The following is a 16,236-nucleotide window of genomic DNA, read 5'->3' as shown; positions in this document are numbered from 1 at the left end:
TATAAATTGGCGGAAATTCAATTTAAAAATATTTCAAAAAGCTATGGAAGTACAAAAGTAATCGATAACTTAAATTTAACAATTGAAGAAGGAAAATTCACTGTTTTAGTTGGCCCTTCTGGATGTGGTAAAACAACTTTACTACGTATGATTGCTGGTATTGAATTACAAACGAGCGGACAAATATTTATAAATGGAAAGAATGTATCACGTACTTCTCCGGGAAAACGTGATGTAGCAATGGTATTTCAAAATTATGCAATCTATCCAACGATGACTGTTCGAGGAAACATCGAATATGGATTGAAAAACAATAAAGTTAGTCGCGAAAAAAGAGAAGAACTAATTAATAACATAACATCCATCGTCGGCCTTAAACCATATTTAGACCGCAAGCCAAGCACTTTATCAGGTGGACAACGACAACGAATAGCATTGGCTCGCGCTATGGTAAAACAGCCAGCCGTTTTCTTGATGGACGAGCCCCTCTCCAATTTAGATGCAAAATTGCGTGCTCAAATGCGATTAGAGTTAATAGAGCTACATAAAAAGTTAGGAACCACTTTCGTTTATGTAACTCATGATCAAATAGAAGCGATGTCAATGGCGGACCAAATTATTCTTATGAATGATGGAAAAATTCAACAAGAAGCTAGCCCAGAAGAAATTTACTTTGAACCTAAAAATCTATTTACCGCTCAGTTTATGGGGACTCCGCCTATGAATATATTACATGTTTCAAATGAGGCTCAATATAAAATGGGTTTTCGTCCAGAAGCTGCGCAACTATCGGAAGCCACAAAAACTAGCAATGGAATGAATTTAAAGGGGGTGATTATCACTCGAGAAATGCTAGGTTCAGAAACAATCTATCAAGTAAAAAATAGTGAACAAACATTTATGGTAAAAAGTACGAATCGCAATTTTAAAGTTGGAATGGAAGTTCATGTCACCGTAAAGTATGAAGATTTAATCTTTTTCGATCTTCAAGGAGCAGCTATTTCGTTAACAAATGATGAAATTTCATCAATTTTAATGAAACAACAAGGAGAAAAGCAATGGAACCTATAGACAAGGAAGAAGGTAGAATGAGCCATATTTTAAATCTTATACGACCATATGTAATGATTGCTCCTGCAATGATAGGGATCGGATTATTCGTTTTTTATCCGTTAGTGTATCTCTTCTATATTAGTTTGTTTGATTTTAATTTAATGAATCGATTAAAAAGTGAATTTATTGGTTTTCAAAATTACGCTGAAATATTAGCTAGAGAAGATTTTTATGACGTCCTTAAAAACACTCTTATTTACACGATAGGCGTCGTATCCTTTACAATTATTATTTCTCTATTCGTTGCATTTTGGCTAAAAAAACAATCCAAATTGAACTTTATAGTACAAGCTGGGATTTTCACTCCACATGTAATTTCAATCGTATCGATTTCACTTGTTTGGATGTGGTTGATGGAACCTAATCACGGGTTACTAAATTTTGTGTTGAATTCATTGAACCTCCCTACTTCTCAATGGCTACAAAGTTCAGGTAGTTCGATGCTTTCAATTATTATCGTATCCGTGTGGGGCAATATTGGTTATTACGCACTCATTATCGTTGCGGCAATTCAAGGAATTCCAGGTTCTCTATATGAAGCGGCACACTTAGATAATGCCTCAAGATGGAGTATTTTAAGACGTATTACGGTTCCAATGATTTCTCCACAGTTATTCTTTATCTTAGTTACGATGACGATTGGTTCATTTAAAGTGTTTGATACTGTACGTATTATGACGGCTGGTGGACCTAATAATTCGACGAATACAATTGTTTATTATATTTATAGTTTCCGTACAACAAATATTGGATATGCCTCTGCGATTGGAATTTTATTAGTCATTATTATCGGTATTTTAACAGTCATTTATTTCAAAATATTGGCTAAAAAAGTCCATTATCAATAAGGAGGACATTAAAAATGACAAAGCATTCTTATATGACAGCATTTATCAATGGTGTGTTAAAAATCGTCTTATTATTTATTTTTCTAGTGCCCTTTTTATGGATGATTTCAACGTCTTTCCAAACATTCGAAGAAACATTAAAAGTACCTCCAACACTTATTCCCGAATCTTTACAATGGGGTAACTTTTTACAAGCGTTGAGTTCAGGTCCTTTTGGAGCCTATTTTAGAAATTCAGTTATTGTAACATTTTCAATAATGCTTATTCAGTTAATCATTATGATACCAGCGTCTTATGCATTTGCTAAATATGATTTTTTTGGAAAGAAATTTTTATTTAGCTGTGTATTAATTGCTTTTATGATTCCAGGTCAAGTTACTTTTATTCCTGTTTATTTAATGATGGCAGACTGGGATTTAATCTACACTTTATGGCCACAGATTTTACCCTTTATGACAAATGCTTTTGGTATTTTCTTGTTGCGCCAATATATTATGCAAATTCCAGATGAATTATTAGATGCTGCGAGATTAGATAACAGTAGTGAATGGAAGATCATTTGGAAAATTGTTGTACCAATGGCGAAACCAGCGTTAGCTACCATTATGTTATTTAGCTTTGTATCACATTGGAATGATTACTTCTGGCCATTGATCATGACAAACACAGAAGAAGTAAGACCTTTAACAATCGGTATTAGTATGCTGAGAGAAGTTGAAGGCATTGCTAATTGGCATATTATAATGGCTGGTAATGTAATACTCGTTGTACCAATCTTACTCGTATACATCTTCAGTGCAAAATATATTCTACGAGCATTTGTTTATTCAGGTATTAAATAATCATATTTGGAGGATTTTAGAGATGAAAAAATGGTTGGTTTCTATATTCATGTTAATAAGTTTAATCAGTATTTTAGCTGCTTGCTCAAATAATAATAATAATGAAGGAGCTAGTGAAGAAACAAATGGCAATGAAAATTCAAATAACGGACCTGTAACCGTAAATTTCTGGCATACGATGACAGGAAAAAATGGTGAACGTATTCAAGAAATGGTGGATCGTTTCAATTCAAGTCAGGCTGAAGTAGAAGTTGTCGCTACATATCAAGGGGGCTACGATGAACTAACAACAAAGTTACAACAAGCTATTGCTTCAAATACTGCTCCAGATGTCGCGGTAATTGAACGTGCTTATGTTGAAATGTTTGCTGAGTCGGAAGTATTAGCGGATTTAAGTGGATTTTTAGAATCTTCATCTGTTATTAGTGAAGAAGATTTTGTTGAAGGTTTAATGGGCCATTCATACTTTAACGATCAATTATTAGCTCTGCCAATCTATCGCTCTACTCCTATTTTACATGTAAATAAAACCTTATTAGAAGAAGTAGGCTCAGAAGTACCTACAAATTGGGCTGAGCTAAAAGAAGTAACAAATAAATTAGTAGTAAAAAATGGCAATACAATAGAACGTTATGGCTTAACAATGCCATATGATACTTGGTATCCAATCGCAATGATTGGTCAATCAGGTGGTCAATTCTTCACTGATGACAAAACATCTGTTGGTTTTGTAGATAACGGTATTGGACAAGAAGTATTCGAATATTTAACAGATTTACAATCAACGGGAGCTCTTTATTATCCACCACAAACTGATTCAGGAAGTATTGCGAATCAAATGTTTATTGAAGGTAAAGTAGGTTTAATGTTCCAATCTACAGGCACAATTGGAAATTTACAAGACAATGTTGACTTCGAATATGTAACAGCATTCTTACCTCAAAACGATCAATATTCAACACCAACTGGCGGTGGAAACTTTGCAATGTTAGATGGTTCTCAAAATAAAGAAGCTGCATGGAAGTTCATGGAATGGGTCGTTTCTGATGCTGGAGGGGCTCAACAATACGTCATTGAGACAGGCTATCTACCTTTCACTACAAAAATGGCTGAATCACCAGAAATCCAAGAATTATGGGCTGCTGAACCAAACCGAAAAGTAGCTTTCGAACAATTACAATATGCAGAAGATACGAATAAATCAACGAAATGGCCAACAGTCATGCACGAATTCTTTGCTGCTATCGAAGCCATTATGTATGACGGGGAAGATATAAAATCAACACTGGAAACATTTAAAGAAGCTGCTGAATTAAATTTAAATTAAGGAAGTCATGATGATGATAAATACAAATGAACTAAAGGTTGCCGCGCATCGTGGTTATAGTGCACATTATCCAGAAAATACTTTACTTGCGTTTTATGAAGGCATTCAAGCTGGGGCTCACATGTTAGAGCTAGATTTACGATTGAGTTCAGATGGTCAAATTGTCATTTTTCATGATGAATTACTAAAACGCACAGCACAGGTTGATAGGCCACTATCAGAATTTACTGTTGAGCAATTAAAGAAGCTAGAGGTAGGTAGTTTTTTAGATGTACGATTTGAAGGGCTAAAAATCCCTACATTTGCAGAGTTCTGTCTCTTTATAACACCATATGAACATATCTTATTAAACATTGAAATTAAACCTGCATCTAGCTCAATTGAAGTAGCTGATAAAGCAATAGAGATGCTAAAAAATTATGATTTAATGGAACGATGTGTTTTCACATCCTTCGATGCTAACGTGTTACATCATGTTATCGATCATTACCAAGTAAAAACACAAGGATTTACAACAGAACAATTAAAAAACTGTGATGACTCTATTTATGAAAAACTATATGCAGTTGCACTCCGAATGGATGAAATAAATACAGAAAACGTACAAAAGTATCGTTCAAAAGGTTTAGAAGTATGGGCATATTGCGCAGATACAGAAGAACAAGTACAACTAGCAATCGATCATCAAATTTCCTTAATTACCTGCAATGAATTGACTCATGTATTACCAGTTAATAAAATTGCAAAAGTACGATAGATCAATAAGCGTTTTAGAGTTGCAACTAAGTTTCTTAAATCGTAAAAAACGTAGAATTGAGTATACGATTAAAAGTGTAAATAAAAATATGAACTAACAAAAAATGTCCATTCACTCCTTCTTTCAAAAAGGCTGAATGGACATTTTTTAATTTTATGCCGTTACATCGCGGCGTGTAAAATACGTAAAGCTAACTGCTAAAAAGATAATTGCATATACGATATTAACCACGATAGCAAAATTTAACGATAAGTCTGGAATGATTGGTGCTGTGCCAGGTAAAAATTGTGTTAAATCATTAGCAAACCAAATGAATTTTGCAAAGTCATATTTTGCTAAAAATACTGTTATCGTTGTGCCCATAAATAAAAGAATAAGTGATAAACTTACCGCTAATGTGCTTGAACTAAATAATGTACCAAGCATGAAGGCAAATAAAATCGTCATAAACATTGATACTGAGGTTAATAGAATTGTTTGCGCGTAGTTTGTTTCTAAAGTTTGCGCAACCACTTGCCCATCTACAACCGATAGTAAGGCTACGGGATCTGTGTTAAATAAGAAAAAGCTAACCAAAATTCCAACAGCAATGCTTGAAACAAAAATCGCAGCGCCGTACAAACAAGAAGCAACAAGCTTTGATAATAATATTTTCCAACGTGCTGCCGGACGTGTTAATAACATTTTAATTGTTCCTGTTCCAAATTCATTGGAAACAATAGAGGCAGCTATGACCATTGTAAAAATACCAACAAGCATTAATATAAAGTTTAACAACTGATTTACGACATCTTGAAACATAGTCGCATCGACTGCTGGTAAGTCATGAGCAATTCGATATTCTGTCATTAAAATTTCTTCGTTGAAATATTGAATATCTTCTTCTACCATGCCTGGGCTATCTAGTAGCCCTTTATAATGTGCTAGCCATTCATTATTTGCTTTTTGACGGAGTTCTGGTGTGCTTTGGTCAATTTCAAAGTATTTGTTTGCCCCTAAAAGTGCTGCCACTCCTAAAAGGACAATACCAAACATGATCCACGCATTTTTTTGAGCCCAAATTTTAATCCATTCATTTTTAACGTACTGCATCGATCGCACCTCCACCTGTCAACTCGATAAATTGATCTTCTAAACGTTTGGTAATAGGTTGAATTGTATAAACGTCAATACCCGCTTCTACCATCCTACGCACAAATTTTGGTACGTCCTCTTTTGTAATAGTTACAACAAATCCCTCATTTTGTGGTTTTGCATTCTCCCCTGCAAAGGATGCAAATTGTTCCTTTTGACCAACTTCGATGTAATATTCGCTGACTGTTTCTTCCTTTAGCTCACGAATATCAATAATTTCACCATTTTGAATAACAGCAATGCGATCTACCATAAGTTCAATTTCAGATAATAAATGGCTAGATACAACTATAGCCACATTATCTTCCTCAGCGATCCTACGTAAATACATGCGAAACTCACGAATACCCGCCGGATCAAGTCCATTTGTTGGCTCATCTAAAATTAAAAATTTTGGACGGTGAAGCATTGCCTGTGCAAGACCTAGTCGTTGACGCATCCCTAAGGAATAAGTTTTTACCTTTTCATGAATGCGATTTTGTAATCCAACTTGCTCCACTACTTCATCGATACGAGATTTTGGAACGTTATGCATACGAGCGAAGTGCTGTAAGTTTTTATAGCCACTCATATATTTATACATTTCCGGGTTTTCAACAATCACCCCAACATGGCTTATTGCTTGTTCGAAGTTTTGTTGGAGTGACTTTCCATTAATGATTACTTCACCACTTGTTGGATACATTAATCCTGTCATCATACGGATTGTCGTTGTTTTTCCTGCACCATTTGGCCCTAAGAAACCGGTAATTTGCCCCGCATAAAAGTCTAAATTAACACTTTTAATAATGTGTTTTCCTTTAATCGTTTTATTTAAGTTTTTGACTTGCACAATTGGCGTTGTCATTTATCGCACCCGCTTTTCATATAGATTTTTCATCCAATTAACTGTATCCTCACCGCGCTCATGACGAATATCTTCTACGACATCCATCGCACAAAGATGGCCGTCTTTTAATAACATGACTTGATCTAATATTGGCTCTACTTCGTTTACTTCATGAGTTGACATCACAACCGCACAATGTTCTGTATCGATAAATTTAATAATGGCTTTCATTAAGCTTTCGCGCGCCAGTGGGTCAAGACCAGCAAATGGTTCATCCAGTAAATATAATTCCACTTCCCGCGCTAAAAATGTAGCCAGTTTTATCCGTGCTCGATTTCCTTTCGATAAACTACCAAGCTTTACGTTTGTCGGCACTTGTAAAAAAGAAGCAATCTCTTTTGCCTTTTCGTTGGAAAAATCATCAAACTGGCTTTCGTAAAAGGCAAATACTTCTTCACCTGTTAGCTTTTCATAGAACAGGTCGATATCGGGAAGATAAGCTATTTTATTTGTGTGACGTCGCGTTACTTTTTCACCATTTAATTCGATTCGCCCTGACGTTGGAGTTAAAATACCAGCCATCAATTTCAAAAGCGTCGATTTCCCACTACCATTCTCTCCTATTAGTCCAATAATTTGTCCTTTTGGAATGGAAAATGTTAACCGTTCTAAAATTGTTTTCCGTTTATATTGGAATGACAGTTGCTGTACCTCCATCCTAGCTATCCCCTTTCTTCTTTTGTAGTACTTCGATAATTTCGTCTACTGTAAAACCAAAAGATTCAATGGAGGAAACAAACTGCATTGCCACTTGTTCCTTCATTTGCTCACGTATCTTATAAATGACGTCATTTTCAGTCGTAATAAATGTCCCTTGTCCCCGTTTCGTTTCGGTTAATTCCAACATTTCCAACTCCTTATATACTCGCTGTACCGTATTAACATTGACACCTGACTCAAGAGCAAACTCTCGTACAGAGGGTAACTTATCACCTGGATGGAGCTTTCCTTTTATGACATCGCCACATATTGTTTCAACAAGCTGTAAGTAAATCGGTCGATCTTTTACGAAGTCCATTGTCATCGTGTGATCACCCTTTCAATCCACTTACATGACAGTATGTAGATCAAAATAAATACTAAACTCGCAACAATTTCTTCTACTAAATAAAAGTCATGAAATAATGATATATCCATTTTGGTATCTGCAAATGTCGGTAAGTAAGCGTTAAGACTGGATAATTGCACTTTGCCAATTTGTAAAAATGTAAAGTTTGGCAAACGATTCAACAGCTCTAATAATAAAATGACAGTAATAAACATTACGACGTAGCTTAACTTACCAATATATCGAGCCAGTTGAGTTTTCAGTCCTGTTAAAAATAAGACCACGACTATAAAGAAAAGATAAGTCATCGTGACAATAATTAGACAAGCAATGCCAAATATTAAATATTGCATGATCGTTCCTACAATCAGATCACCAACAAAGAAAAAACCGATAAAAGCAATGATGTTTAAAACGATAAGACTAATGCCATGATAGACAATCTTTGCTCCTATTAATGCATATATAGTTTGATTATTATGAAGCCATAGCTCTTTTGTTTTTATGTCACGGTTTAAACTACTTGTAAACATAGCAATGGAAAGAATCCCAATAAACACTGCCGCAATTATCGTCATACCAAAACGTATATTATTGACATCGTAGTAATTCTCATTTGGAAATACCTGTGCAATGACAACTGGTCCTAAAAAAACAACTAACCCCACAAGCCCAGCCATTACATAATTGAACAACCCGTAATGTCGATGTTCCTGACCAATCAAACCAACGAACTTTCTCATTTCGAACCTCCAGTAATAGTGTACTAGTGAAATAGTACACTAAAATTAAAAAAAGTGTCAATAGGCAAATATTAAAAGTTAGCGTAATCTTTGTTCATGTTTTTTTACAGAGTGGTCTTTTAGGGGATATTCTTTAAAGTATATAAAATAAAAAGCCATTCTCTCACCTTCGAAGAGAATGACTTCTTTTATCATTTGCTAAACCATGACTATAGTTTTGCCCAACGTTCCTCTAACCAGTTCATAAATTGTTCACCTTTGTCACCTTCATAGGCATCATAAACATCTAAGCGCATGCGTTTTAGCTTATCTGCAAAATCTGCCACAGTGTGGTCTTTTGGTAAGCTTTTTTTCACTCGTAGGAAAATCTTGTCTGTTCCTTTTATAATATCAAAACGTGGGGGTGATGGCTTCTCTACATCTTCCCCAAAAGCTCTAAGTGCTTCATAGGCTGCTAGTCGAACGTTGTAAACCGTATCATTCTGCATACGATTTTGTAATAAATCGATAATTTTGTCATGTTGATAAGCCGATAACTCTTTCACTGCGGCTAAACGTTCACGCCAACTAGACGTATAATTGGCCTGCTTTTTTAATGCTTCGTACTGCTCAGGTAATTCTGTTTCAAACTGTTTCAAGTAATTGCACCTCTTTTTTTAACTAGAGGAAAAATGAATTCTTCTTCTGCTTCCTCTATTATACGTTGTCTGTGTGTAAAAAGCGATGAATTGCTGGTAAAGTATGCAAGAATAAAAATAGCATTTAACTGATTTTCTGCGAACTTTACCATTAAGAATTGGAGTAATCTTAGTTTTCTTTTTGAACATAAAAAACGCAAAATCATTTATATCATAGTAATACACAATGGACAATGAACATATACGCTTATATTATGTTAATTACATCAAATTCATTTAACATAGTACATGTTAAAATATAAACATACTACCCGTTACCATTATGCACCATTTGATGGCAATTGTACGATTATTAACTAGAATATCTGCGCCACGAATATAGATTTTATTCTATTATTTCCATGTAGAGAATTATATCAATTTGAAACTTTATCAAAAACTTAACCCCGACTAGGGCGCTTATTAGCGAAGCCTAATCGGGGTTGTTGTTATTAGCAATTTCCAAGAGTCCAAATCATTTGATTCCTCTATTCATTTGCGATATTTTCATATAAATCTCGTAGTTCACGTTTTAAAATTTTGCCACTTGGATTTTTTGGTAATTCATTGGTAATAGCGATATACTTCGGTACTTTAAATTTCGAAAGCTTATCTTTACAAAAATCGATTACTGCCGATTTTGTGATAGTCACACCAGCCTTTGGTACAACAACCGCCGTAATGGCTTCAATCCAATAGTCATCAGGGACACCAATGACGGCAACTTCTGATACGCCTTCCATTTCATAGATTACTTCTTCTACCTCCCTACTCGAAACATTTACACCACCAGTATTAATCATATCTTTCTTTCGGTCTACAATTGTAATATAACCTTCCTCATCCATTACACCTAAATCACCGCTGTGGAACCAGCCATTGCGAAAAGCTTCTGCCGTTTTTTCTGAATCATGAAGGTAGCCCTTCATTGCATGTGGTGTGCGATGGACAATTTCACCTACTACATTCGCGCCTACTTCTTGATCATTTTCATCTACAATTTTTGTTTGACAATTTAAAATCGGCTTACCAGCAGACCCTAATTTACTTAACTGATCTTCAGGCTGTAATACAGTGACTAGTGGTGCAACTTCCGTTTGCCCATAGCAATTCCAAAGTTTCATATGTGGTAGTCGTTCGCTTAATTCTTTAATTACTTCACGTGGCATAATGGCAGCACCATAGTATCCTTTTCTTAATGAGGAGAGATCACGTTTATCAAAATCTGGATGACGTAATAATCCGATCCACACAGTCGGAGGGCAGAAAAGAGAAGTTACTTTCTCTTCTTCGATTGTTTTTAGAATGCTTTCTGGTGATGCCGCACTTAATACTACTCCACTAGAGCCTACATATATACTTGGACCTAAAAAGACGTGAAGCTGTGCACTATGATACAGTGGTAATGCATGGATGACCACATCATCTGTTTCCATTTTTGCATCGACTACTGTACTGACATATTCACTAATGATGCTCTTATGGGTTAACATGACACCTTTTGGTTTTGATTCCGTTCCACTTGTGTACAATACATGGGCTAAATCATCATCATCTAAATCAATATCTAATGCACGACTGGACTTTGCTTCTCTTTCTTGTGCTAACACTTTCCAATGAGAAAGCGCTTTCTGATCATTCTTCTCAACGTCCATTAAATAACGATATTTGATATCGAGACCTTTTGCAGCTTCATCCATTACAGGGGCATATTCCAAGGAAGTAATTAGTCCTGTTACTCTAGCGTGATCTAATATATATGCAATATCTTTTACTTTGAGCATATAATTTAATGGAATCATGACCGCTCCAATTCGCGCTAGAGCGAAGTTTACAATGATAAAATCTAAACTATTTTTAGATAAAATACTAATCATATCACCTTTTTTTACCCCAGCTTCATGAAATGTATTTGCTGATTTGTTCACCTGTTCATCTAATTCTTTGTAAGTTAATTGTTTTTCTCCATATCGAATCGCTACTTTCGTGGGATATCGATCTTTCGTCCGTTCTAAAAGATCCCCTAGTGTGTTTCTTCTTGCTCTTTTTACGATGGAATCCACTTCCAAATTAGTTTCCAACTTCATTACATCAACTCCGATTTATATTCATAGGTGTTTTTCATGTTAGAATCTTCTATATTTATTTTATTCACAAATATGGTTAAACATGATTTTCATAGCATGGTTCGGTGCTAGGCACTTTACTTTGATTTCTATTTTAAGAGCAGAATAATCACATTTGCATCAAATATTAAAAAGTGACCGCCTTCAAAAGGCAATCACTCTTTATATTTTATTGAAATTCGCGCAAAGAATTTTCTCCACAAATTACAAATTTCTATATTTTCCCAATTCAGATTCTCTCTATATAGTTGAATTTGGAACTATTCCCCATTTTCACTACTAATAATACTCTCAGCAAACCAATAGTTTATTCTATAGCCATCTCTAGACACTTTCAATTACATCTAAGCTAAGATCTTAATATAGCCTTTTGACCGAATGATTTGGCCTTTTGTCACAATAATATTTATAGATCATTTGTGAATAATTATTATAGTATCTTTACAAAACTATGGTTTAAGTGTTTGGTACATTCTTCTGTGAAAAAGTATTCTTTTTATAACCACAAAATTTACATTGGTGATGTATTGTATAGTGACGACGTTTGCCTGAAATATATTGTTCACTTGTACCAATAATCTTTCCATTTAAGTCTCTATTTTCTAAATCTACTTTGATATTAATAATCTCGCTTTTTTCTAAAACAGTTTGTAACTTTTTCATGCCGAATATTCTTCTGCAATCTGGGCATAACCACAATTTTTTACGTATCCACCAAATGAAAAAATATAGTATTAAAGTTAATAAAATAGCTAATTGAAAAGATAGCGGTAAAACTATTTCTAAAAGGCTTATTAAAACTACTAAAACACCATTAGTATGAAATAATTCTGGCAGAGTAACATGTGTTATTCGACTGATTGTTAAATAAATTGTTATTACAAAAGTTATTAAAAAAACAAATAAAAAAGTTCCTAATAAAGTTAGAGTATGCCTTCCTAAATTTGATTTTTTGAATTTTTGCCAAATTTTATTTACCGAAGCTATTACCTTGTTATCTGAAGTCGATACAGGTAATTCACCAGATTCATCTGGGAATGTTTTCGATATGTTTACACTGTTTCCTGTTGGCAAAGATATTTGCTTTTGTAGTTCCGCAACAATTCTTCTTGCTCTAGCTTGAATATTAATAATAACATTGTTCAAATATTCATTTAGCTCTGACTCATTTTGAGGCAAAAACTTTCTTGGATTATTTAGTGATAGTCTTTCAGAACTGAGAAATGCTGCATGTGATTTAAACAGCGGTTTAACGTTATAATTTGCATCAACATAATCGTTCAAAAAAAATGTATCAATACATTTTTTGAAAACTAAATCACTAACACTTTCCTTTAAGAGTTTTAGTGATAGATCAAAATAATCATAAACAAAGTACTTTCCAAAATTGGCCCCTCTATATTGATTAAAAGATTTTCCGTCTTCCTCGGGATTTAATTTGAAAGGAAGTAAGGTGAAATTACCAATGGAATGTGTCAAAGCTGCAAATTGGTTTAAATAAGGATTTCCCTTAACTTTATTTTCATCATTCCCATAAATCACCAATGCTTGATTATAAGTAGTTGCAAAAGAATTCATTGTGTCTGGACCAAAACGATTCCATTGCAATCCAAATTTTTCTTTTAGAAATTCAGGAACCGAGTAGCGATTTTTATAACTCCATCCCCATAACATCTGATAAAGGCTATCGGTTAATGCACAAGTTCCATTTGAGTTATCGCAATCAAATTTAATATTACTTTTATTTTGATACTTATAGTTATGGAACTTCTGAAGAAAATCCGTTTCATTTCTTACAGACTCCCAAGGAGATTCATTTTTGAAATCATAATTAATTAGCATTTCAAATGTATTTCCGCCATTAATAAATTCGTTAATGTTTCTAAACATATGAGTTCACTCCTACTACTAATGTTTCCAAATAGATTCGTATTTCACAATGTGTGATGACGACAAGCACTAATCACATAGTTCATGAAATACATCGATAAACACAAGTCTTAATGTATATGCTATTTCATGCATTAGCATAATCGATTCTGAATCTTCATGACTACAGTCCGAATTATCGAATTTATCCCATTTGAAATTTCTTACCCTCGAATGACAATGAAGATATTCCATATAATCATCACGTTTTATTACATCATCTGGTCCATCAGGAAAATAATCAAATAACTTCATAGATTGCATGATTTCAAAGTCGTCCTCTGTCCATTGTTTCATTTCTGATACAAACCCAAAATAATAACAGGAACGGAAAAAGTTTAAATTCGGATTCAGTTCAAACCAATGTTTATCAATAATCGAATCAACACCACTATAACCCCTTACAAAAGCATGGACAGTTTCAATTATTCTTTTCAGTCGATCATACTCAGAGGCATTAAGAAATACCATGGAATTCAAATTACAATATACAGATTGGATTTTCTTCTCCATATAGTTCCAGCAATCTTTTTTTGTTCCGGGGATGTAATTGTAATAATTCGTCGGAATATATAGATAGATAATCTTTTCAAGCGGCGTGACTATCCTATCAATAATATTCGATATTTTATTATCAATACTAATTTTCCACGAGCCTTTCGCTTTTACAACACATGGGTTGCCCTTGTTGTCAATTCTTCGAATACGTCTGAATTCCTTCGCACTCTTACTTAAAATAAATTCTTTACCCATAGGTTTATGAGGTTTCATAGCAATTCCTCCTTAAGGATTAATGAGTTACATCCTCATTTTACTTAAGCCATAGGGTAAACAATAATCCCAAAAAATGTGACCAAAATCTTTGTTTTTATTTATCGAATTTTCTAATATAGTTTATAAAGTTAGTGAAATGAATCCGATAAAATCTAGTAAGTTCGGTAATTTCATAGGTAACAAGAGAATCTTTATTGCAATGTTTCTCCAAATATCTATCTAAACTTTCTTCGATTTTGTCCACACGAAGTTTTAATAAATTGTTTTTTTTTGCTTCTTTTATTATTTCTTCAGCCGACCATTGTTTATATGGATTTTCAAACATTACCGTAAAACATATTTTTTCATTGGGTGTAAAAATGAGATTGCTACTTAACAGCAACATTCTATATAGCCTTTCAGTATCAATGAAGAGTGGAGTATCCTTCTTGAATAATTGGTACATTTTTTGCACAGTTTGTTCATTTGTTCTTCTAGAATTACTGTTAATATTTTTTATAAGTTCTTTTTTATATATGTAACCTCTGTCCCTCATGTAATCATAAAGTTTCGTTTTATTTTTAAATCCTGTTCCGTTAAAATCCCATTGTTCTGGTTCTTTTAATAAAAAACTCTTTTCTTCATCATTAAGATAGTTAATTGTATTTTTTACAAGATTATTGTCAATAAAATCAAAATTTAGTAATAGACTCATATGCGCCTCCTACAATCTAGTGCAAGTTATTATTTATTGCCTTATTTTTTAGAAATACAATCATCGAATTATTTTTAAATGGCTCAGGTTAGTCGCTTTATCAAATACTCGCTATCACCATAACCATTTATCCCTTTTGTAAATGATGAATATTTACAGGTTTTCGAATCATATTTCAAAACTGGAATAATACCACTGATATTTGTTTCGCCGTCAATATAAAAGTGACTTTTGCCGTCCCAAAATACATCATGGAAATTATTATCTTTTGCTAAGGAACTTGTGCTAATATGTCCTGAAATTATATCTTTGTAAAATTCACCCAATACCGCTGGATATTTACTTACAAAATAGTCATCTGACGTGCCGTACTTCCAATACTCTCCTGCTTCCTCATCAATCCCTGCATGGACAAATATTTGAGTTTCAGTCTCGTAATATAATGGCAATCCCTTTAACCACTTAATTAACTCTATATGATTAGTTAAAATATCCTTTTTTATAATTTTAGCAGCACTAATTAAAAATTCATGATAACCCAACTTTAAATTTAGCTGTTTAATCTGTTCTTTGCTAGATATTGAGATAAATGTATTGACAGTAGAAAAATCTTTATCTGCTCCAAGCCATTCAATATTCCATATATCATCATCTTCCGCGTATAAAAAATCTAAAAACATAGTTTCGTGATTACCTTTTATTGCCATAACTTGCGATGGGTTATTATTGATCCATTCTTTGATTTTATATAAAACCCTACAGCTATCAGGACCATAATCAATATAATCACCACATAAAATTAACTTTGTCCGATTATCAGTAAAATCAAGCAGTTTGAAGTTATTTTCCATGATAGTATAGTACCCATGTATATCACTCATAGCGTAAATTATTGCCAATTAATCGACCTTCTTCCAGTGTTTGGTTAATAGCAATTTCCAATATGTTAGCAAAATATGTAGAATTAGTTAAATTCCAACTAATCTTGGTCTTCTAATTGTAATTTCTCAAAAGTCTATACTTTTCTTATAGATTATGGTGCCTTTTGTTGATAGAAGAATTAACAGAGGGTTTTATGGGGATTTATAGAGTGGTTTCCAAATTAAACTGTAAGATAATATGGTTAACATTAAAACTAGTGAACCCTGATATAAATTTCACATGTACAACGGCACAGATTCACTAAGATGCAATTAAAAAACTATTGATTTTCTCCTATTGTCCACTGATTCCCTCTAAGTTTAAGTATTATTATGCGTATGTTGATTTAAATATAATTGATTTTTCACTAGCGTCGCATTAAAATAATTCAAAGCCCTTTATAAATCTGAATTT

General features: G+C 33.6%; 16 protein-coding genes. 5 read left to right on the top strand and 11 right to left on the bottom strand.

Going from position 1 to position 16,236, the window contains the following annotated elements:
• Positions 1-6: 6 nt before the first annotated feature.
• The 5 genes from CD30_RS04430 to CD30_RS04410 are packed head-to-tail and all read left to right on the top strand — an operon-like array spanning position 7 to position 4,887.
• A complete protein-coding gene (locus tag CD30_RS04430; RefSeq protein ID WP_052126040.1) occupies positions 7-1,071 on the top strand; it encodes an ABC transporter ATP-binding protein in 1,065 nt (354 codons plus the stop codon).
• Positions 1,059-1,961, top strand: a complete 903-nt coding sequence (locus tag CD30_RS04425; RefSeq protein ID WP_235802004.1) for a carbohydrate ABC transporter permease — start codon at positions 1,059-1,061, stop codon at positions 1,959-1,961. Before CD30_RS04430 ends, CD30_RS04425 begins: the two co-directional genes overlap by 13 nt.
• 14 nt (positions 1,962-1,975) lie before the next feature.
• On the top strand, positions 1,976-2,803 hold the full coding sequence (locus CD30_RS04420; RefSeq protein WP_052126039.1) for a carbohydrate ABC transporter permease: 828 nt from the start codon (positions 1,976-1,978) through the stop codon (positions 2,801-2,803).
• Positions 2,804-2,825: 22 nt separating this feature from the next.
• Positions 2,826-4,130, top strand: a complete 1,305-nt coding sequence (locus tag CD30_RS04415; RefSeq protein ID WP_036172957.1) for an ABC transporter substrate-binding protein — start codon at positions 2,826-2,828, stop codon at positions 4,128-4,130.
• Positions 4,131-4,143: 13 nt separating this feature from the next.
• Complete coding sequence (locus CD30_RS04410) at positions 4,144-4,887, top strand: glycerophosphodiester phosphodiesterase (RefSeq protein WP_052126038.1); 744 nt, start codon at positions 4,144-4,146, stop codon at positions 4,885-4,887.
• Positions 4,888-5,040: 153 nt separating this feature from the next.
• Here CD30_RS04410 and CD30_RS04405 read toward each other — a convergent pair whose 3' ends face one another.
• The 11 genes from CD30_RS04405 to CD30_RS04355 form a co-directional block, all read right to left on the bottom strand.
• Positions 5,041-5,979 (bottom strand): ABC transporter permease, encoded by a 939-nt coding sequence (locus CD30_RS04405; protein WP_036172954.1) that lies wholly within the window; start codon positions 5,977-5,979, stop codon positions 5,041-5,043.
• The gene (locus CD30_RS04400) at positions 5,966-6,868 is read right to left on the bottom strand and encodes an ABC transporter ATP-binding protein (RefSeq protein ID WP_036172950.1); all 903 of its coding nucleotides are present in this window, start codon (positions 6,866-6,868) and stop codon (positions 5,966-5,968) included. Before CD30_RS04400 ends, CD30_RS04405 begins: the two co-directional genes overlap by 14 nt.
• Positions 6,869-7,567: an ABC transporter ATP-binding protein gene (locus tag CD30_RS04395; protein WP_036172948.1), complete on the bottom strand. Its 699-nt coding sequence runs from the start codon at positions 7,565-7,567 to the stop codon at positions 6,869-6,871.
• 1 nt (position 7,568) lies between these two features.
• Positions 7,569-7,934, bottom strand: a complete 366-nt coding sequence (locus tag CD30_RS04390; RefSeq protein ID WP_036172944.1) for a GntR family transcriptional regulator — start codon at positions 7,932-7,934, stop codon at positions 7,569-7,571.
• A complete protein-coding gene (locus CD30_RS04385) occupies positions 7,931-8,701 on the bottom strand; it encodes a hypothetical protein (protein ID WP_036172941.1) in 771 nt (256 codons plus the stop codon). The genes CD30_RS04390 and CD30_RS04385 overlap by 4 nt, the downstream gene beginning before the upstream one ends.
• Positions 8,702-8,910: 209 nt before the next feature.
• Positions 8,911-9,339 (bottom strand): HEAT repeat domain-containing protein, encoded by a 429-nt coding sequence (locus CD30_RS04380; protein ID WP_036172938.1) that lies wholly within the window; start codon positions 9,337-9,339, stop codon positions 8,911-8,913.
• A gap of 527 nt (positions 9,340-9,866) precedes the next feature.
• Entirely contained in the window at positions 9,867-11,465 is a 1,599-nt protein-coding gene (locus CD30_RS04375) for a fatty acyl-CoA synthetase (RefSeq protein WP_052126037.1), read from the bottom strand.
• Between the two features lie 495 nt (positions 11,466-11,960).
• A complete protein-coding gene (locus CD30_RS04370; protein WP_036172935.1) occupies positions 11,961-13,394 on the bottom strand; it encodes a hypothetical protein in 1,434 nt (477 codons plus the stop codon).
• A 69-nt stretch (positions 13,395-13,463) separates the two neighbouring features.
• Positions 13,464-14,204 carry a hypothetical protein gene (locus CD30_RS04365; protein WP_036172932.1) on the bottom strand — a complete coding sequence of 247 codons (741 nt, stop codon included), beginning with the start codon at positions 14,202-14,204 and terminating at the stop codon, positions 13,464-13,466.
• Positions 14,205-14,301: 97 nt separating this feature from the next.
• Positions 14,302-14,901 carry a hypothetical protein gene (locus CD30_RS04360; RefSeq protein ID WP_036172929.1) on the bottom strand — a complete coding sequence of 200 codons (600 nt, stop codon included), beginning with the start codon at positions 14,899-14,901 and terminating at the stop codon, positions 14,302-14,304.
• Positions 14,902-14,984: 83 nt separating this feature from the next.
• Entirely contained in the window at positions 14,985-15,800 is an 816-nt protein-coding gene (locus tag CD30_RS04355; RefSeq protein ID WP_052126036.1) for a metallophosphoesterase, read from the bottom strand.
• Positions 15,801-16,236: the final 436 nt, after the last annotated feature.

Origin of the sequence: Ureibacillus massiliensis 4400831 = CIP 108448 = CCUG 49529 (assembly GCF_000772965.1) — a bacterium.
Lineage (GTDB): Bacteria > Bacillota > Bacilli > Bacillales_A > Planococcaceae > Ureibacillus > Ureibacillus massiliensis.
Note: the sequence above shows the minus strand (reverse complement) of the source record. Positions and strands in the feature narration are given on the sequence as shown.